The organism is Acinetobacter chengduensis, assembly GCF_003664645.1.
GTDB classification, from domain to species: domain Bacteria; phylum Pseudomonadota; class Gammaproteobacteria; order Pseudomonadales; family Moraxellaceae; genus Acinetobacter; species Acinetobacter chengduensis.
In genome coordinates, this window is the sequence record NZ_RCHC01000007.1 from 1 (window position 1) to 20,350 (window position 20,350).

At 40.0% G+C, this 20,350-nt stretch carries 20 protein-coding genes; 3 read left to right on the forward strand and 17 right to left on the reverse strand.

The window, feature by feature from the left end:
- Positions 1-102: 102 nt before the first annotated feature.
- Both D9K81_RS07625 and D9K81_RS07630 read right to left on the reverse strand, forming a co-directional pair.
- Positions 103-945 (reverse strand): protein kinase domain-containing protein, encoded by an 843-nt coding sequence (locus D9K81_RS07625; protein WP_120375493.1) that lies wholly within the window; start codon positions 943-945, stop codon positions 103-105.
- Positions 908-2,428, reverse strand: coding sequence for a DUF3336 domain-containing protein (locus D9K81_RS07630; protein WP_120375494.1), 1,521 nt, complete (start codon positions 2,426-2,428; stop codon positions 908-910). Before D9K81_RS07630 ends, D9K81_RS07625 begins: the two co-directional genes overlap by 38 nt.
- Before the next feature lie 180 nt (positions 2,429-2,608).
- On the opposite strand from D9K81_RS07630, the gene D9K81_RS07635 reads away from it, so the two are divergent.
- On the forward strand, positions 2,609-3,481 hold the full coding sequence (locus D9K81_RS07635; protein ID WP_120375495.1) for an ATP-binding protein: 873 nt from the start codon (positions 2,609-2,611) through the stop codon (positions 3,479-3,481).
- A 204-nt stretch (positions 3,482-3,685) separates the two neighbouring features.
- On the opposite strand, the gene D9K81_RS07640 is transcribed toward D9K81_RS07635, so the two are convergent.
- From D9K81_RS07640 to tsaD, 3 genes are all read right to left on the reverse strand, one after another.
- The gene (locus D9K81_RS07640) at positions 3,686-5,209 is read right to left on the reverse strand and encodes an esterase-like activity of phytase family protein (protein ID WP_120375496.1); all 1,524 of its coding nucleotides are present in this window, start codon (positions 5,207-5,209) and stop codon (positions 3,686-3,688) included.
- A 208-nt stretch (positions 5,210-5,417) separates the two neighbouring features.
- On the reverse strand, positions 5,418-6,506 hold the full coding sequence (locus D9K81_RS07645) for a calcium:proton antiporter (protein WP_120375497.1): 1,089 nt from the start codon (positions 6,504-6,506) through the stop codon (positions 5,418-5,420).
- 191 nt (positions 6,507-6,697) lie between these two features.
- The gene (gene tsaD / locus D9K81_RS07650) at positions 6,698-7,714 is read right to left on the reverse strand and encodes a tRNA (adenosine(37)-N6)-threonylcarbamoyltransferase complex transferase subunit TsaD (protein ID WP_120375498.1); all 1,017 of its coding nucleotides are present in this window, start codon (positions 7,712-7,714) and stop codon (positions 6,698-6,700) included.
- A 146-nt stretch (positions 7,715-7,860) separates the two neighbouring features.
- On the opposite strand from tsaD, the gene rpsU reads away from it, so the two are divergent.
- Both rpsU and D9K81_RS07660 read left to right on the forward strand, forming a co-directional pair.
- On the forward strand, positions 7,861-8,076 hold the full coding sequence (gene rpsU / locus D9K81_RS07655) for a 30S ribosomal protein S21 (RefSeq protein ID WP_001136722.1): 216 nt from the start codon (positions 7,861-7,863) through the stop codon (positions 8,074-8,076).
- Between the two features lie 39 nt (positions 8,077-8,115).
- Positions 8,116-8,562 (forward strand): GatB/YqeY domain-containing protein, encoded by a 447-nt coding sequence (locus tag D9K81_RS07660; protein WP_106986031.1) that lies wholly within the window; start codon positions 8,116-8,118, stop codon positions 8,560-8,562.
- A gap of 184 nt (positions 8,563-8,746) precedes the next feature.
- Here the strand turns inward: D9K81_RS07660 and D9K81_RS07665 are convergent, their stop codons facing one another.
- The 12 genes from D9K81_RS07665 to D9K81_RS07720 all read right to left on the reverse strand — a co-directional run bounded on the left by D9K81_RS07665 (position 8,747) and on the right by D9K81_RS07720 (position 20,280).
- Positions 8,747-9,109: a hypothetical protein gene (locus D9K81_RS07665; RefSeq protein ID WP_120375499.1), complete on the reverse strand. Its 363-nt coding sequence runs from the start codon at positions 9,107-9,109 to the stop codon at positions 8,747-8,749.
- Between the two features lie 65 nt (positions 9,110-9,174).
- Positions 9,175-9,546, reverse strand: coding sequence for a GFA family protein (locus D9K81_RS07670; protein ID WP_120375500.1), 372 nt, complete (start codon positions 9,544-9,546; stop codon positions 9,175-9,177).
- A gap of 27 nt (positions 9,547-9,573) precedes the next feature.
- On the reverse strand, positions 9,574-11,013 hold the full coding sequence (locus D9K81_RS07675; RefSeq protein WP_407923623.1) for a M48 family metalloprotease: 1,440 nt from the start codon (positions 11,011-11,013) through the stop codon (positions 9,574-9,576).
- An 82-nt stretch (positions 11,014-11,095) separates the two neighbouring features.
- Positions 11,096-12,064 (reverse strand): 2-hydroxyacid dehydrogenase, encoded by a 969-nt coding sequence (locus tag D9K81_RS07680; RefSeq protein WP_120375502.1) that lies wholly within the window; start codon positions 12,062-12,064, stop codon positions 11,096-11,098.
- A complete protein-coding gene (locus tag D9K81_RS07685) occupies positions 12,061-12,726 on the reverse strand; it encodes a hypothetical protein (protein ID WP_120375503.1) in 666 nt (221 codons plus the stop codon). The genes D9K81_RS07680 and D9K81_RS07685 overlap by 4 nt, the downstream gene beginning before the upstream one ends.
- A gap of 210 nt (positions 12,727-12,936) precedes the next feature.
- Positions 12,937-14,826, reverse strand: coding sequence for a M48 family metalloprotease (locus tag D9K81_RS07690; protein WP_198488219.1), 1,890 nt, complete (start codon positions 14,824-14,826; stop codon positions 12,937-12,939).
- Positions 14,827-14,918: 92 nt separating this feature from the next.
- The gene (gene purF, locus D9K81_RS07695; RefSeq protein WP_120375504.1) at positions 14,919-16,460 is read right to left on the reverse strand and encodes an amidophosphoribosyltransferase; all 1,542 of its coding nucleotides are present in this window, start codon (positions 16,458-16,460) and stop codon (positions 14,919-14,921) included.
- Between the two features lie 24 nt (positions 16,461-16,484).
- Positions 16,485-17,075 (reverse strand): CvpA family protein, encoded by a 591-nt coding sequence (locus tag D9K81_RS07700; protein WP_120375505.1) that lies wholly within the window; start codon positions 17,073-17,075, stop codon positions 16,485-16,487.
- A 3-nt stretch (positions 17,076-17,078) separates the two neighbouring features.
- Entirely contained in the window at positions 17,079-18,080 is a 1,002-nt protein-coding gene (locus D9K81_RS07705) for a quinone-dependent dihydroorotate dehydrogenase (RefSeq protein ID WP_120375506.1), read from the reverse strand.
- 89 nt (positions 18,081-18,169) lie between these two features.
- On the reverse strand, positions 18,170-18,649 hold the full coding sequence (gspM, locus tag D9K81_RS07710; RefSeq protein WP_120375507.1) for a type II secretion system protein GspM: 480 nt from the start codon (positions 18,647-18,649) through the stop codon (positions 18,170-18,172).
- Positions 18,649-19,794 (reverse strand): type II secretion system protein GspL, encoded by a 1,146-nt coding sequence (gene gspL / locus D9K81_RS07715; RefSeq protein ID WP_120375508.1) that lies wholly within the window; start codon positions 19,792-19,794, stop codon positions 18,649-18,651. The genes gspM and gspL overlap by 1 nt, the downstream gene beginning before the upstream one ends.
- Positions 19,795-19,824: 30 nt before the next feature.
- On the reverse strand, positions 19,825-20,280 hold the full coding sequence (locus tag D9K81_RS07720; RefSeq protein WP_120375509.1) for a phosphoglycerate mutase family protein: 456 nt from the start codon (positions 20,278-20,280) through the stop codon (positions 19,825-19,827).
- Between the last annotated feature and the right edge of the window lie 70 nt (positions 20,281-20,350).

A 20,350-nucleotide genomic window follows, 5' to 3' on the forward strand; every position in this document is an offset into this window, starting at 1 on the left:
GTTTGTATACTATAGCGATCATCTTTTTATGACAAGAACTTTTTATAAAAAAGCCTCTCATTTGCTTAAATAAAAAACAAAAATCAGCATTATGTGCTTTTATTATTCAATCTCAGTCATTAAGCACATTTTTAATTGTGAAAAATCATGCATTCTTTGCTCTTTTTGTTTCGCCAACATCCCTTTAAGTAGCGGTAAAAATCTTACAAAATTCAAGGGCAACTCAATTTTTAAGCGTTGGCAGTGTAAATATGCCCAATCTTCATAGTCAGTTGCTACTAAACGCTGGCATGTCAGCCATTCATAAAAAATAATGCCCAGTGCATAAATATCACTTTGAATACTTTTGGCTTGTGCATGAAATAATTCGGGTGCCATATAGCGTGGCGTGGCATTTAATATTTGACCGTGTTGCTGTAAAGGCTGTGCCTGCTCAAAATCAATTAAGCATACACGCTGCTGATATTGCATAAAATGTGTAGATTTTAAGTCACCATGAATCCAACCACATTGATTCAGTTGTTCCATGACCGTAATAGCCTGCCACAATTGATGTTTCACTTGCTCTGGATGTAATGAATGAGGATCTACAGCAAAGAATTCACTGGCTTCTGGCAAAATCAGCGCAGTTTCAAAATGTATATCCGTCTGAGGAATACAAACATCAGATAAGATCTGTACAGGCAAAATAAAATCGGCCTGCTGTTGGTGCAAAGACTGATAACACTTTAACTCTTGCTCAAAGCCTTGCTGGGCAAATACTGCCCCTGTTTGTTGTTGTGCTTTTAACCAATACACATCTTCATTTTGAGCAATATCTGGTGTATTTAAGCGGTACAGATGACGTCCATAAGACAAGCTACGGGGCTTCGCTTTAGATTCAAAGTGATATTGCTCCAGCGCTAGGTTATTGGATATGTTCAAAAGTTGCTGGCTGAGTCTCATCTGTGACGGCTTGTTGATAATTCAAAAGTTCCAAGCAATGCTGAATGGTTTTACCCACCCGTGCATGTGTTTCAATTAAAGAAATTTTAGGCCAAGTCGCACGCTCGCCTTCGTGTTGCAAAGTTTTAAATAAATATGGACGCGGATTTTGTAGCATGTAGCTATAGTGACGCAAGCCGTATTTACCCACAATGTTCACATCACCATAATAGCGCTGATCGACTACACCATAACCATGATCAAGTAAACGTCGTACTGGCGGTACTTTGCCCACGCGCTCACGGGCAAAGTCCATCACCCCTTTTGCAATTACCTTCCCTTGACGGCGTACAATACGTTCTGGCCAGCTGATAATGTCCTTACGAAAGCGTGAAATATCATCTTGCATAAAAGGCACAATATGTGGATTAACCTGACTGGCGATACTGTAGTTAATATTATATAAACGGGCCATTTTCTCTTGTGGAAAGTCACTGCGTACACTGCCATCCACCCAACGTGTAGAGGCCATATACGGCGTATATTCACCGTCGTAGCGCTTACTGGTCAAACGTACTGGTGGGAATAAAACAGGCACAGCACACGAGGCCAACACAGCACTCCATACCAACAGATCTGGTGAAGTATAGGCATTCATAATACGCGCATCTTGCGAAGCATCATAAGGTGCCACCGCAATATTAATATCTAAACCTGAACGTTCTTTGGCTTCCGCAAAAGTTAAATTCCCTAAGTTTTCAATTAAGAAATTTTTGAGATATTTCACATCCGCCAAACCACCATTGCCCTTCAGCAAATCTGAAATTTTACGAAAGTGAAAAGCTTCACTATAAAAATTTTGACCTTTGAGAATTTCAGTAAACTCTGCTGGTTTCGATACACCCAACATCGCCGTCATTATTGCGCCAGCACTTGAACCAGACAGCACTTTAGGCATCAAATCCTGTTCCATCAATGCCTTACATACGCCAGTATGAAATAACCCTAGTGTTGCCCCACCTGAAAACATCATAGCTGGTTGACCGTATGCAATCCGACAATGATTAAAAAATGCTAACTTCTCTGCCTTAGTTAAACAGCCACACGCATCTGAAGCAATAAAGGCTAAGCTTTGGCTTACTTCCTCAATATAGTCTTCAATAATTTTTTTAGTGCCAACATACGCCACGGTAAATAATAGTGGGTGCGCTATATTGGCAATGTCATAACTGAGACCTTCACGTAAAATATACATTAAGTCTTGCGTGCGTTTTTGCTGTCGATAACGTCTTAACATCGCCAAACGATGGCTAATAATCTCTGCGTCAAAATAAGGTGAGCAATTATCTAGTTTCCATTCCTGTGCGCCCGACTCTTCATCTATTTTTAGCGCTATACTTTTCCATATTTCATAGGTTTCAGCCATTTCCAGCTGGCGTTTTAATTTCTTAATACGGTATGCCTGATGCGGATTAATCTCACTGGTAAAGTCTTTAAACAGCATATCGCACCCTCATCATTTAAATTTTTCTAGATGGGCGTTCACCCACTGTTCACTGTTACAAACTTTTCACGCGATTTCAATGGTCAAAGTTTTGCTTTGTTTGGCATTTCTGGTCGAAATCCTATACATTGTTAAACTATAACAATTTCTATTCTTCGTTGATTAACAAGTTGAATCTTCATGGCAACTCTTGATTTACCTGACAATATCTTAGCATCTCTATCTACAGTTCTTTTACAACTGCAACAAAGCTTACCTGAGCTTAAACAAGTCCCTGACTTTTCTACAGTGGCCTATAAATGGCAAAACCATCAGCTCAAGCCCATTCAGCAAGCAAAGAAAATTTATTTAGATGACTTAAAAGGCATTGAACGTCAAAAAGAAAAAGTCATTCAAAATACTCTACAGTTTTTAAATGGCCTGCCTGCCAATGATGTATTGCTTACAGGCTCACGTGGTACAGGAAAATCGTCTATTGTACGTGCGCTTTTAACCGCCTATGAAGCTGACGGTTTACGTTTAATTGAAATTGAACGTGATGATTTATCTGAACTCCCCGAAATTCAAAAAATCATTGAAGGTCGTCCAGAAAAATTTATTGTGTATTGTGACGATTTAGCCTTTAACGCTGAAGATGAAAACTACCGTAGTTTAAAAAGTGTGTTAGATGGTTCGCTGCAGTCTGGTTCAAACAATTTTATTATTTATGCCACCAGTAACCGCCGTCATTTATTACCTGAGTTCATGCATGAAAATACACCTGTTATGAAAGCAGATGTACCACAACATCATGAATTGCACCCCCAAGAAGCTGTGGAAGAAAAAATCTCGTTGTCAGACCGTTTTGGCATGTGGTTGTCTTTTTATCCGATGGATCAAAATCTATATTTAGATATTGTTGAGCACTATTTAGCAAAAGCCAATATGCCTATGACGGATCTTGCACGTGCTGAATCTTTACGTTGGTGCCAAAGCCGTGGGCAGCGCTCTGGGCGTTCGGCTTACCAATTCTCGAAACATTGGATTGGCTCTCAGCAACTCAAAGCACTATAAATTACGCCCAAAAGCGAATCTAAAGAATAAAGCCATCAATTTATGATGGCTTTATTTAAATTCTTTCACAAAAATACTGCTACTCAACCTAAAGTTGCTTTTTAGGTTTCAAGCCTCCCTCATCACCTTTTGAAGTAACGCTTCGTACCCAAAAAAGAAGTTTCATTCATGATACGTTCTGTTCAAGCATTATTGATCAAACACTTATGGAACAGGTTTTAAGTCTAATCCATCAATGATATACAAGGTATTACCATCAATGATGTTTTTATTTTTGTCTAAGTATTTTTGCTCCAGTACGCCATTTGTGACCCACAGTGCAAAATCATCATCATTAATTAAACCTAAACGTTGCTGATCAATAAGCCATAAACCTTCCATTTTGTCATGAGGAAACTTTACTTTCTCAATCATATCAAGGACCAGTGTTTTACTGGTTGGCAATATACCTAAGCCTTTTAACCCATCCCAACCTTTGGCCAATACATATTGCTCTAAGCTTAGGCCATCAATACTTAGCCCGATTTTAGCATCCTGCTTTAACTGAGCAGTTTCAGTCACACTTTCTAAATCAGTTGCACTGCGTAAATCAATTTTATAAACACGCTTAAATGCCTGAGCATTGTCTTTATAAAAATCACCATCACGCTCTAATACTAAAAATGAGGTATTACTTAAAGCCGTAATCGCAGAGTTTGAGTAAGCCAATGCGCCGCCTTCTTGTTTGTAAAGATACTGTTTGACTTTTTTCGTTGCCAAATCAATGGTCACTATACGTGTTAAATCAGACTTATTTACAGCAGTACTTGGGTTATCCATTGTAGATTGCATGATCCCAACTAAGGTTTTACCATCTGGGGTAATGGTTAAGCCTTCCATACCACGGTTAGGTCGACGATTGCCAAATTCTGCAGGCAATAAATAACCACCTATACGACGCGTATCTTGCTCAAAAGCATTAATTCGATCTAGCTCTACTCCATCTGCGCTATAGTGAATAATATGTGGGCCATATTCATCACTAACCCAAAAAGTTCCATCTTTAAGCGCCACTAAACCTTCAGGATCTAAGCCATATTCATCTGTTTGTTTGGCTAATAATTTGCCATAGATATCGTAAGCAGCTTCTTTCGTTGCGCCAAAATTTGCATTTGGTAAGCCTGAAATATGGCTACCATTGCGGTCTTTTAATAAAATTTCTTTGAGCTTGGTAACTTTACCATTGCCTTGTACTTCAAATAACCCAATACGTGGTACATAACTTGGGTCTGGGAACATTTTCCCACTGTCTTTATTCAAGTTATAGTCGGCATTTGGCCCGCGGTCAGTCAACGCATAAAATTGATTTTTATTACTTGGGTGAGCCACCATATCCGAACCGAAGCCACCGCGTCGCACCTCTATGGTATTGCCCGCTTTAGCACCATCAGCAATGCCTTTTAAATTATCCATGACTTCATAGTCGAGGCGCATACCACTTTCAAAGACATTTTTACTCAAACACGATGTTTCAGTTTTTTCCACCTCATTTTCATCGAGCACCCCATTATTATTCTTATCTACACCGCTACTTTTTTCTGTGCCACCCAACCAACAAGCCGTACTACCAAAAGTCAGTGTTTGCTCAGATTGGATAATTTTATTAGACACACCCTCGTCTTTATCCCCACCACATGCTGTTAAAATAAGTGCACCACACATTGCTAAACTCAAGCGTGTTTGTTTCATTTGTTATTCTACGTTCAATAAATGACGTGCAAAGACTAAGCATCGTAAATGTAGAATTCATGACAGTGTGATGAAGCTTTTTTGAATATTAACAATTAAATTATCTACAAAATAAGCGTAAAAACCGCTCAAATGAACTCAGTCTTCCGAGCGTGGTGCCAATTCTCATACTTATTCAATATCATCCTTTCAACTTGCAAGTAGCGATTTAAGGTACAAAACTAAAAAATAAATAAGTTGCAAAAATAGCCAAATGTACAAACCCAGGTAGCATTGTGGTGTTTCCTGTTCTGAGCGTATTAGCCACAATAAATAAGCTCAGGATTAGTAAAACTGTAGATTTTGCATCTAAACCCAATTCCAACGGCCAATCCAAGATTATGGCTAAAACCGCTACCACCGGAATGGTTAAACCAATACTGGCAATTGCAGAACCGATCGCAAGATTCAAACTCGATTGTAGGCGATTGGCCTTTGCTGCACGCATTGCTGCACCAAATTCAGGTAACAATACAATAGCCGCAATAAAAATACCCAAAGTGGCCACAGGTGCACCCGCACGCCCCAAAAGCGCTTCTAAAGATGGCGAAATTCCTTTTGCGCTTAAAACCACTGCAACCAAAGAAACCAACAACGCAACCAAACTCACCATCAGGGTTTTAGTGCTGGGTACATCGGCAACCTCTTCAGGATGCAATTCATCTACTTCCACTGGCAAAAAATACTCACGGTGCCCAATGGTTTGAAACAGCGTAAATGCAACAAACATTGCCAATGTAATGATGGCGATAAACACCAATTGCTGTGCGGAATATACTCCGACCACATTTGAGCTACTCACAAAGTTCGGCAGAATCATCGAAAAGACAATAATCACCGTCATGGTGCCCAAAGCCGCTGTTGCTCCCTCTAAGTTAAAGCCCTGCACAAAATGCTTACGCCCACCCACCAATAAACTCAAACCAATAATCGCGTTCAAAATAATCATCACGGCAGCAAATATGGTATCTCGAGGCAATCCCATTACATCGTCACCACCTGACAACATCATAGAGACAATCAGAGCGACTTCAATAATAGTGACAGATAGAGCTAACACCAATGTACCAAAAGGCTCACCCACTTTATGAGCAATCACTTCAGCATGATGTACAGCAGTCACAACACTAGCAATTAAGCCAATACTCAGTAATAAAAGAATCAGTGGAAAGTTTGGCATCAACTTATATAAGCCGAGTATTATTAAGCTCAGAATTGGGATCGCCAAAGACCATGCAGGATTATGCTGATTAATCATTTTATGCCCTCTACTTTTCGTTATTTGTAGGCATTTCCAATGTTTTGGACATGCATTGTTATATTTATTTTTTAAAGCTAATACGCGACCTATTTCTTCATCTTATCTATACTTAGAGCGAAAAATAGGTGTGTTTTGTTATTTTAAGCGCAAAAAAAGAGGCACTTGGCCTCTTTTTCTTGAACAACAAATTAAAGTTCAGCAGGATTAGTTAACTCGGTCATAGGCCAACGTGGTGTAGTGGTCACGGCTAAGCCATCATGTTGACCTGCTTTTAAACGCTGATAACCCGCAAAGGCAATCATTGCACCATTATCTGTACATAGTGCAGGTTCTGCATAATAAACCGATGCACGAATTTTAGCTAAATCGGCTTCTAGGCGTTCGCGCAAGCGTTTATTAGCACTCACACCACCCGCAATGACCAAACGCTTTAAGCCAGTTTGCTTTAATGCTTTCACTGACTTCTTCACCAAGGTATCTACAATTGCTTCTTGGAAGCTTGCGGCAATATCAGCATCACGATTTTCATCGCCTAACTTTTTCATTTGCACAGATACAGCTGTTTTTAAGCCACTAAATGAAAATTCTAAACCTTGGTGCAACATTGGACGTGGAAATGCAAAAGCATTTGGGTCACCTTGTTCTGCAAGTCTAGAAATATTTGGGCCACCTGGATATGGCAAGCCCATCATTTTAGCGACCTTGTCAAAAGCTTCACCTGCCGCATCATCAATAGATTCGCCAAGCAATTCATATTGACCAATACCGTAAGCAGCCATCAACTGTGAATGTCCACCCGATACCAATAACGCAACAAATGGAAACTCTGGAGGCGTATCTGACAACAATGGTGCCAACATGTGGCCTTCCATGTGATGCACACCAATAGCAGGTTTATTTAAAGCAAAGGCTAAAGTACGACCAAATAGCGCACCTGTCATTAATGCACCCATTAAACCCGGACCGCGGGTATATGCGATGGCATCAATCTCAGATTTTTTAATATCGCTGTCTGCAAGCAACTGCGTTAAAAGTGGAATTAACTTACGCACATGGTCACGCGAAGCCAGTTCTGGCACCACACCACCGTATTCTGCATGCAGTTTAATTTGGCTATATAGTACTTGCCCACGTAAACCCAACTCGCTGTCATACAATGCGAGTCCTGTTTCATCACAAGATGTTTCTAAGCCTAAAACGATCATTAAACTGCCTATAACCTGTATCAATTCTATTGCGAAACCTATTATAGACTTGTGGTATGAGATGTAAATGAGTAAAATACTGACCTTCACTTGTGATCGAAGGCAATACTGCCTAGATCTTATCCATAACTTAATGAGGATTCTTCATGCCACAAGTTAAATTGAAAGAAGGCGAGCCAGTAGACGTAGCTATCCGTCGTTTCAAACGTTCATGCGAAAAAGCAGGTGTTCTTGCTGACGTTCGTAAACGCGAATTCTACGAAAAACCTACTCAAGAACGTAAACGTAAAAAAGCTGCTGCTGTTAAACGCTACCAAAAGAAATTGGCGCGTGAATCAGTACGTACGACTCGCCTTTACTAAGATTAATTTGTGATTGATTGACTAACCTGGACAAGATAAATGACTACTTTAAAAAACCAAATAACTGAAGTTTTAAAAGCAACAATGCGTGCTAAAGAAATGGATAAGTTAACGGTAATACGTAGTCTACAGGCAGCAATCAAGCAAATTGAAGTCGATGAGCGCAAAGAGCTTGACGATACTCAAGTTCTTGCGGTCATTGAAAAGCAAATAAAACAACGTAAAGAATCGATCAAAGCCTTTAGTGGTGCTGGTCGAGAAGATTTAGCTAGTAAGGAACAAGCCGAACTTGAGGTTTTATCTCAATTTCTACCAGAAGCTATGACTGAGGAAGAACTTGATTCCATTATTGCGCAAACAATTGCTGCGCAAGAAGCTACTAGCATGAAAGATATGGGTAAGGTGATGAACTCTCTGCGTCCGCTCATAGCCGGACGCGCCGATCCTTCTCAAGTTTCTGCAAAAATTAAAGCAAAACTTGCGTAATTCCCCGATCTGATTCTATTTCTTTACTGTTGAACTGTCTTTTAATTAAAAGCCAGTTCATAAGTAATTTATATTAAAACATTTCTATTCTAATATTCTGCAATAAAACAATTCTAAATATCTTCAATTTTTAGCATGCACCCTGTCTAAAATAAACAAGCCCCGTTCATAGACACCAAAACGTTTAATTCAAAGTACACTGCACATTATATTGCTTCAACATCTGCATTTCTTTAGCGTTTAATACCTGTTGATTGACATCTTGCTTGGTCAGTGTTGCATACTTAGGAGCTAAAGCTGAACGGTTTTTATCAGCTGCTACATATAAATCCTGAGCATATTGCGCTACTATGCCACAAAATTTTTCTTGTTGTGTAGCACTAAAACCACGTTGCATTGGATCTAAAGTTGCAAAAAAATTGCGTGTATCTTTTTTATAATTTTCATTAATTTTTTCTACCGCCATGACATATTGCTCAACACTGGCAGCTTGAACTACAGAAAAACTACCAAGCACTACACATGCTAAAGCTACAATTTTTTTCATCGAGTAGAATCTTTATCAAAATAATATGAACAAAATATTGTAGCATCAAAGCACAACACATTCATTTATTCAGATACGATACATAAGTAATCGGGCTGATTTTCCGTATATGCCAACTCTACTGGCGCAGGTAAATCCCCTTGCGTGACTGTGCCCAGCCTCAAACGCAAAATATCAGGTAAATCTAAACGATAGGAATAAATTGGGCTCGCGCAGTTCATACAAAATACGCGTGCTTTATGACTGCTATGAAAATACTCTTTAAGAGATTCTGCACCTTTGAGCAGTTGAAAGCTGTGTTTTTGAATCGGGCTATTCCATGCAAACATCGAACCTTGTGCCTGCCGACAATCCTGACAAAAGCACAAAATACTCAGCTCTATCGTTTGATTAACCTGATACTGAACAGCTCCACATAAACATTGACCTCGGATCATATCGACCTCATTTTTTATTAAGATGAATTATATTTTCAGCATTCTGGCTTTTTGCATTTCATTTAAACGAACTTTAACCGTTGCCGCTAAAGATTTATTTTCTCTGGCTAAGCGATGTGCATGAATGAGTGACTTAATTGCATTTTCTTCATAGCCAGACCAGAACTCCACTTCCGCACGGTAACGTAAAACGTTTACAGCCTTATATACATCATCATTATTCTCATTGGCAGCATTTTGCATTAAACGCCAGCCATTCAAATCACGTGTATTTGCACGTAAAAAACGCATCACGATTGCTTGTGCTTCCGAGATTTTATTCTGTCTGATTAATACTTCTGCATATTTATAATTTAAAGCTCGGTTTTCTGGCATGATCACAGCGGCACTCTGAATAGTCCGCTGTGCATCATCTAATTTATCCCGACCTAAATACACATCTGTTTGTAGCAAGGTCATTAATACATGCGATTTTTTCTGCTTTTTGGCGCCATCTAAAGCCTGCTGTGCAAGCTTATAATCTCCTTGCTGAATTTGATAAGCCGCCATAGCCAACTGACCCGCAAATTTATTTTGATTTACCGCCGTTTGTAGTTGTTGTTCTGTGGCCTGATGAGACAATACCCGTGTGTACCACTTAAGAATATCGAATTCTTCATCTAGCAAATTAGGTTTAACCACAGGCAGTTGATTTGCTCGAAGGCGTGCCTCGCTCATTCGCTCAGAAGTTAAAGGGTGGGTAAACCAAAAATCAGGTAAAAAACTAACCCGTGAAGATGCGCGGTTCATCACTTCAAAAAAATCCGCCATGCTTTGCGGATTATATCCAGCCGCATACATATATTGCATGCCAATACGGTCAGCTTCACGCTCTTGGTTACGACTGTAAGTGAGCTGTTTATCCATAATTGCAGCTTGCGAACCCAACATAACTGCTGTACCCACATCGCTATCTGCTTTTGATGCAACCAAAGCACCCACCAGTAAACCTGCTAAAGTAAGTAAACCCTGCCCTTTAAAAGCTTCTTGCGAGCGGCTATAGTGGCGCTGACTAACGTGCGCAATTTCATGCGCCATAACACCAGCAACCTCATCCATATTTCGTGCGGAATTAATCAGACCCGCATTCATGGCAAATAAGCCCCCAGGGACTGCAAAAGCATTAATTTGGGGGTCATTAATAACCAGTAAACCAATCGGCTGATTGAGTTTAGTCTGACTCAGTAAATGGGTAAACGTACTTAATAAACGATCTTCCAGCCAAGGGTTATGCATGACTGGCATTTGCTTATTCACTTCACGATAAACTTTTTCGCCAACTTCAGTTTCTTTTTGTTGATCCAGTAAGCCAATACCACCACCAATATCTGGAACTGACATCACTGGTGCAGTATTAAAGTCAACAGTATGTGCTTGTACCGCCCATGGAAGGGTCATTAAACCGCACGCCAACAAAAAACGTTTCAAAATTGACCCCTCAAAAGTCCAGAAAGCAAAAGACTATAACATTGAAAATAGACTATTTTTCTGAGTAAGTGTTATAAAATTATTATTGATATAACGGGTTTACAACATAAGCCGGTTGCCTTCCTGCCAATGCATCCAGCAAATTTTGATAGGCTAAATCAGCCATACGCTTACGCGTTGCAGCCGTTGCCGACCCCACATGCGGTAAAGTCACCACATTATCCAGTTTAAATAACTCAGATTGTTGCAAAGGTTCTTTAGCATATACATCCAAACCAGCAGCAAATATTTGACGATTCTTTAAGGCATAGATGAGTGCTTGCTCATCCACCACTGAACCACGTGCAATATTCACCAGCACAGCATGTGATTGCATTAACTCAAGCTCAGATTTGCCAATCAATGCTTTCGAGTCAGCATTCAAATCCACAGCAACCACCACAAAGTCTGCTCGTTTTAATAAGCTATTTAAATCACAATATTCGGCATTAAGTGCACTCGCACGTGATGGATTTTCCCGACGATTATGGTACAACACGTTCATATTAAAACCATGATGGCCACGACGTGCAATGGCTTCACCAATATGCCCTAAGCCAATAATTCCCAGTGTTTTACCGTAAATATCAACACCAAATTGCGCATCCGACACCGTACGTTGCCATAAACCCTGCTTCGTCCAAGCATCTAAAGAAGCTACTTTACGGGCAGCACTCATCAATAATGTAAAAGCTAAATCTGCTGTGGTTTCAGTTAAAACATGCGGGGTATGTGCCAACCAAATTTTCTGTTGATTTAAATAGGCCAAATCATAGTTATCATAACCCACACTCACACTTGAAATAATTTTTAACTGTTTTGCTTGGCTTAAATTTGTAGCATTTAGGAGTCTTCCTGCCCCAATCATGCCATCTGCATCTCGCGTTGCATCTATGATTTGCTGTTGTATGTCACCTAATTTGGGTGATATTTGAATCACATTAAATTGTTGTTCTAGTTTAGAAAGAATATCTTGATCAATTTGGCTAAATACAACAACGTTCTGTTTCATCGTGATTCTATGTCCTTGGGCTTAGTTTGCATAAATTGCCATAAGCGTTTTTTTAATTTAGGTTCATCTAACATTTCTTGTAATGATGCCAGCTCAATACACTCAGATGATTCCAAATAAGGAATTTTACCCAAGCATAATATGCTTTTATGGCCTTCGCACATACCGTCAATAAAGCCTTGCACGTATGAACTTGCGCCACGACCATCTTGAAATTTAAGCCATGCAAAGGGCCATTGCAATATTAAAAATTCAGAAGCTAATGCTCGCTGAATGTTAGACCAAAGCAATTGCTGTTCTGAAGTTAAATTAGCAGCGTCTGTGAGTACCACACAATGTGCCATATTTAATGCTTCCACTACAAAAGCATCAATATTTAAGCTCGGACGAATGTCTATGTTTGTTTCGGGCGCATGCTTAGCTGGCTCAGTGGCAACGACAACGTCTTCAAAAGCAGGAACGGATACAGGACTATGCGGTGTAGTAAGCGAAGAGCGTTCAATAGGATGGGCTAAGATGATTTCAGATACACTGTCTGAAAGAATTTCTACAGGTGCTTGATCACGCCAAAGTGTTGACTGGTATTGCTGACACACTTCAGCCTTAGGAATCCAAACATCTATTCCCAATGCAACCAGTACGTCACGCTGATGCCCTATCATCTATTCATCATCACCTATTTCAGGTCGGATATTCTAACGAGAATAAGCTCGCTTTGCTGAACTTTTTAAAATATTCGGCCTAATGATTGTTCAAGCATGTAAATAAAAGAAGATTCTTATTCCAAGTCCTTCAACACTCATTTCAACACAGCTTCCTTAAGCATAACAAAGATGCTGAAGCCTAATCACACCAGTTGTAGTTTTTTATTGTTAAATAATCATCAAGCTATTTTTTTTCTGCATCAGCTCAACGACTTCAGCAGATTCAAAACCCAAACGCCAATACAACAGCGCCAAAACGTCTAATTCATCTTGGGTAATAATTCGGTCATTCCACAAACAAACTTCTGCAACCCCTAATATGCTAATGCGTTCACGCAATTGCAGACCTGAAATGTCATTTAAAATTTCTGCCAAATCGATAGGCTCATCTGAAATTTCGCTATAGAGCTCCAGCTCAGTTGGACTTAATATTCGATTTAAAATGTTCTCACGAACCTCAAGCTGACTATCGCTGTTAATTTGCTGTACATGCAATAGCGCATCAATCAAACGCACAATACTCGGCTTCACCTCTTCCAGTGCAGTAGGCGTATGTACTGGCATCAGATTTAACTCAAATTTCACACGCTCTATGAGCAATGCATCAAGCAATCCAATTTCACCATCTTCTTGAATAATACGCGCCAATTTCATTAAAAATTGACGTGATACCGTTGCGGGCATGCCCCCAATATTTTTACAAGCTTCATGGAATATAGCGATATGAACTCGACCATCCAAGTTGAGTAATGCATCCACAATGGCACGACTCACCTCTGCTTCTGCTGGAATAAATTCTCGATACTGACGAATCATCAAGATTGCCACCATCACCTCACGCGAACCCGTCGAGGTTTGTAAAGCACGATCAATCAATTCTGGGCGCTTCCAGTTATCTCGAATGTCTGGATTTAAAGGTTTAATCGCATCTTTAATAGCAAAACTAATGGGTGAAAGTCTTAATAAGGGTAAAGGTTGCGGTGAACTCCAAGGAGTGGAAATATCCACCATATATTCTTCTAATGAACGAAATAAATTAAAAAGAGGCTGATTTTTCAGTTTTTTCAGGTTTTCCAACTGCAATTCATGAATAATCCCTGGATTGAGTTCAAAAATTCGCTGATCAATACTCGGATGAATATTCATCCAGTTTTGTGGGCTTAATGCATTTGCAAAACACATGTGTGAAATAGATTCAGCATATTCACTATGAATCTGTGAACCCGAATGATGCACATAAATACGCATTAAGGTTTGAATGTTGGCATCGTTTTGAATTAAGCGCTTGGTTTTTTGGTCATTTTTATATGTGCGCCCACCTAAAGTCATAAACTTAATTAAACGCGTAACGAGCACTCCCAAACTGCCAATTAACCAAATAATAGCCCCCAAAGACACAAACAAAGTTTCAAATTTATTTTCATGAATATAACCATTACGATAAAAACCACGCTTGGCTAATTTACTGCCCCACTGACTAAAGGTGGTCAAACTGCTATACAAAATTTTTAAGCGGGTGTTTTCTGCTGCTTCGCCAGACAAAATTTTATTAAACTCATGACTGAGTAAACCATACAATTCAACTTCATCTAAATTTTGCAGTGCTCCCCACGTTAAAATAATTGCAGTATCTTTAGGGTAGAAACCCGCAGTGAGAGCATTCACCCCTTCTTCACTAGGCAATACATATAAAGCAGGTGTATCAATAAGAAAAATATCAGCCAGTTGTTCGGTAATTTTTAGCGCGACACTTTCCTCAGGCACACTTTCCACCAAACTTAAGCGACGTGCACCCAATTGTTTGGCCAGTGAATAGCCCCCCATTCTAAAGATATAGAACTCATAAATCACCGACAGCACCATAATGGTCACCACCAGTGTAATCAAATAAGGGCTTAAAGCATGCCAGTAAATAGTCTGTCTATAATCGAGATAAAACATTAAAAGACCGACAATGGTATTAATGATAATCACCGTCAGTAATACAGCAACCAAGCAAAATGTTGCTGGCCAAAACATATTTTTATTTTTTATAAATGCATAGCCCACTTTTCTCAATGCAAGTTCCTATCACTACATTGCCTTTTCTGTGCTCATCATAAATGAAAAAAGCGGGAAATTCCCGCTTTTTTCTTAGGCTTTACAAACCATTATTCTTCACGAACACCCGTCAAATCAACAGATGCTGCATCGATATTTACATCGATATATGCATCTTTGCTATCAGCCTTAGCAGAGTCATTACGCTTCTTCTCTAAAGCCTCTAAGTATTCTGCATTAATACCACCAGCAACATAGACACCATCAAATACAGAGCAATCAAACTCTTGTAATTCTGGCACTTTAGTTGTGCGTACAGCTGCTTTTAAATCTTCCAAATCTTGGAAAATTAAGCGGTCAGCTTCGATAATTTCACGAATTTCTTCAACGCTACGCTCAGATGCAATCAGCTCAGATTTTGCTGGCATATCAATACCGTACACGTTTGGATATTTCACCATCGGTGCTGCCGAAGCAAAGAACACTTTTTTCGCACCCGCATCACGTGCCATTTGAATGATCTCATTACACGTTGTACCACGTACAATCGAGTCATCCACCAACAGAACATTTTTATCTTGGAACTCAAGCTCTACAGGGTTAAGCTTTTGACGTACTGATTTTTTACGCAATTGCTGACCCGGCATAATGAAGGTACGACCAATATAACGGTTCTTCATAAAGCCTTCACGGAATTTCACGCCCAATACATTAGCAAGCTCAAGTGCAGAAGTACGTGAAGTATCTGGAATTGGAATCACAACATCAATATCGTGCTCTTCCCCCCATTCACGCAAGATTTTTTGCGCAAGTTTCTCACCCATTTTTAAACGTGCTTTATATACCGAAATCCCATCAATGGTTGCATCTGGGCGGGCAAAATAAACATATTCAAAAATACAAGGACGATATTCTGGGTCCGTAGCACATTGCTTAATCGACATAACACCATCAGCAGTGATGTAAATCGCTTCACCTGGTGCAATATCACGTTCAACTTTAAAGCCTAACGCAGTAATTGCCACAGATTCAGAAGCAATAATATATTCAACACCTTGTTCAGTCTCACGTGAGCCATAAATCAAAGGACGAATACCATTTGGATCACGGAAGCCAACTAAGCCTTGGCCTGTAATCATGGCTACAACAGCATAACCACCTTTGCAACGCTCATGCACACGCGATACAACATGGAAAATATCATCTGCTGAAGGTGAAAGTTTGGCACGCTTTTGCAATTCATGTGCAAATACGTTGAGGAGTACTTCTGAGTCAGAATCCGTATTCATGTGACGTAGATCAGTGCTAAACAAATCATCATGAATTTCTTCAGCATTGGTCAGGTTACCGTTATGTGCCAATGTAATCCCATAAGGTGAGTTTACATAGAACGGTTGTGCTTCTGCACTGCTCGAAGAACCTGCTGTTGGGTAACGCACATGACCAATACCATAGTTACCTTGTAAAGCACGCATGTGACGCGTGTGAAAAACATCACGCACCATACCTGTGTCTTTACGAAGGAATAAACGGCCCTGATGGCAAGTTACGATCCCAGCTGCATCCTGTCCACGATGCTGTAACATCGTTAATGCATCAAACAACATTTGGTTAACTGGTGATTTACCCGCTATACCAACAACTCCACACATAGCAACCTCGCAGACCCGCTAGGATTAATAAAAAGGATTATTCGTTGATTTACCCGAAGCACGTCCACTCTTTTGAGTTGCTTCTGGGGCATGCTCTGTAGACGACGGTTTGACGCCATCTTCAGAATTAATATGATGCATGGCTTGATTTGCTGCGTCTTTGGACAATTGTGTTGCCCACGGTGCATACGGCATCAAAACCTGAATAAATTTCGATTGTTTCCAATGCGGCGAGCTTTCAACCCATGGGCCTACACCCTGAATAGTGATTAATACCACCAACAGCCCTTTTAAGCCCCCAAACACACCACCAGCCAAACGGTTGAGCGGTCCAAGTTTAAGGCGCTTTAAAACGCTATTCAGTATATAAGTTGCAACCCAAGTCAAAACCACGATAATCAATACAATAAATGCAAAGGCCGCAATTTTTTGAACCACTGGATCTGTACTGAGTGAGATCATCGAAGGTGCTAAGACGGACGCATATTTTGCGGCAACTATTAGTGCAAAAATCCATCCTACCAAGTTCGCAAAGGCTTTAATTAATCCTTGACGCAAACCGTTTAGCCCTCCAATGAGCAATACAATCAGAATAAAGATATCAATGGTGGTCATAGGCTAAAGTGCGTCTACACAATCTTTTACGAGCTTAGGTCCTGTATAAATGAGGCCACTATAAACTTGTACAAGGGTTGCGCCTGCATTTTTTTTCGCCAGAGCATCTTCACCCGATAAAATACCACCCACACCAATCAGCGGTATTTGACCTTTTAATACCTTTGCAAAGGCTACCAAGCAGGCTGTACTCTTTTCAAAAACAGGTGCGCCTGACAAACCACCAGCTTCATCACCGTGTTGTAAACCTTCAACACCTTCACGAGATAAAGTTGTATTCGTCACAATTAAACCATCAATTTTAATTTCAAGTAATTGCTTTGCAATAAATTGAATATCTTCGTCTGTTAAGTCTGGCGCAACTTTAAGTACTAAAGGTACATAATGTTGATATTCGTCTGCGAGTTCTAATTGGCGTTTCTTGAGTGTTTCAAGTAACTCCGTTAAGGCGTCGCCACTTTGCAGGCTACGAAGGTTTTTTGTGTTTGGAGAGGAAATATTGACCGTAATATAAGAGGCGTAGTTATAAACTTTTTCGAGGCAAATTAAATAATCATCAACTGCTTTTTCTACAGGAGTGACTGCATTCTTGCCAATATTAATGCCAAGCACACCTTTAAATTTAGAGGCTTTAACATTTTCAATGAGCTGATCCACACCATCATTATTAAAACCCATACGGTTAATAATTGCTTTGGCTTTTGGCAATCTGAATAAGCGTGGCTCAGGATTCCCAGCTTGTGGCAATGGTGTAATAGTGCCAATTTCGATAAAACCAAAACCTTGGCTCGCCAATGCATCAATATACGTACCGTTTTTATCTAAGCCTGCCGCTAGACCGACAGGGTTTGGAAATTCAATTCCCATGCAGGTCACAGGTTTAGACGCTACAGATTGATGCATCAGGCCCATTTTATGGGAAGATTTCAACATCGATAGTGTCAGCTCATGTGCACGCTCTGGTGCTAGTGAAAACAACAAAGGGCGGGCAAGAGAATACAACATATCTGAAAAAGTCACTGCTTGCTAAGTCGGCATATTATAGGCATAGCCTCACAAAAACACCATGCTTAGCAGTTCTTTATTTTTACCGATTATCGAACAGCCGCTGTTAATTTAATCTGCCCACCGTCAGAGCTAAGTTCCATTTTTTCAATACTTAGGCCCATTTGAACCAGCTGAGTTAAAAAGTTAGCTAAAACTGGATAGTTTTCATGGCTTACTGCAATGTTGATTTGTTCACCCATTGCTTGTGAGGCTACAGACAAACCTTGTTGCTGTGCAACACGTTGCACTTTATCTGCAACCGACAAGCCATTTTCTGTTGAGGCTTTCATGGTGACTGCATTACTTTGCATCCAAACAATCGTGTCTTTTAAGCCATTTAAACGATTTTGTTGAAACTCTGCAGCTTTATGCATGTAAAACAGCGATGCACCCACGGCAGATACCAGCACAAATATCGTAGTAAAAACCACCATTACGCGCTCACGTACCGACAAATGCTCTAGATAGTCAGAAATCCGTTCCATTTGACGGTCTAAACCATTTTGCATATTTTCAAGTGCTTTCATTATTGTATTTTCACCTGTCCAACAGCACCATTATCTTTAGGTTGAATATTTCCTAACTCAACTTTAAACCCTTGCTGATTCAATTGCTCTGTTAATTGTTGCAATACTTGTGCAGAGCTGGCTTTGAGTTCCATATTTAATACAGAGGCTTCATAGCTCACTCGATTTGCCACCACTTGATGTTGCATAAGTAACGGCCCTACGCGACTCAACAATTGTAAGGCTTGCGTATTCCCTGTTTGATTGAGGCGCAACTGGGCTTCAAATTGGCTTTTGAGTGTTTGCTCTGTAACAGGATAACTCTGACCAAACCAAGACTTGAATTGATCTACGGCCTGTACTGCGGTTAAATCGGCAACTTTTTTATTCTGATACCAACGAATGGCATCATAACCAATTTGTACAAATATAAATACACAAAGTACTGCTACACAGGCTTTCCAATAGCCCGAAACACCCGACGCATTTTTAGCTTTAGGTAAAATATTCCACGGATGTGTCTGGGACTTTTTTAACGTTGGGATGACATATTGAAAAGACTCTACGCGATCTTGCGTCACTACAGCATTTAAGCTTTGCAATTGAGCATTATTTAAATGACTTACTTTGACTTTTTTATCTTCAGCAAGCGTTTGATAATCTAAATATAAAGACAAATCATCAATAGATTGTCCCGCATATTTATTTTCACGTACCAGCAAATGCCCTGCAATATTGGCAATCACCAGCTGATTTGGTTCTGGCTCTGGAAGTACCAAAAAATCTGGCAACAATGCCTGCACTTTTACGGGTATTAATGTTAAGGCGTGTTGAATCGTTTCAGCTGTACTTTGTGCAATCCCCATCACAAAAAGCTGCTCTGGATTTTCAAAATGATGAAATACTTTCATATAATCCAATGGCAAAATGACATATTCTTCCAATAGATATTTCACGCCATCAGTACCGAGTTTTTTGTACTGTGCCTTAGAAAACTGTTGTTGTATTAGCTGAATATCACGACTGGGAAAAAACACGGTCGCGTCCTTACCATGATATTGGCGAATATCTTGTATTAGCTGCTCAAGGCTAGAAGCTTGTTGCCAAAACTCCCCTTCAGACCATTGCCAAACCCCATTGGCTTCAGGCATCCATATATACAACATTGATTATTTACTGCCGTTTTAATTAATTTATTATGCGTTTGGTACAATTGCTTTTTGTTGTGTTGATAAACCTGCCGCAATCACAGCCTGATCATAAATTCGTGCTTCAGCCAATGCAAATGGTTGAAATGATTCTGTAGTTAAAATAGATGCAATATGTGCAACCACATTCATGTGACAAACCACAGTAATTGAATCATAAGGTAAATAAGATAGCCATTCCACTGCAACTTTTGCATCGTCATCGGGTTTTATTGCATCACACACCACTACTGGTACATTTGGAAAGTAATGTTGCAAATGCGCTAAAGTCTGTTGTGCACGTAGCAATGGACTCACTACAAATACATCAGGCTGAATCAATCCACTAACCGCTTCCGCTGTTTGCTGTGCTTGCACATGCCCTCGCTCAGTTAAAGGACGTTGCGTGTCATTCCCCATTACGGGTGGCGCTGCTTCACCATGTCGAATTAATGTCAGTTGCATACGATTTCCCTATTTTTTATGCAGCATTATAACTATCGCTCATGACAAAATGATGTGCCATGAGCGAATT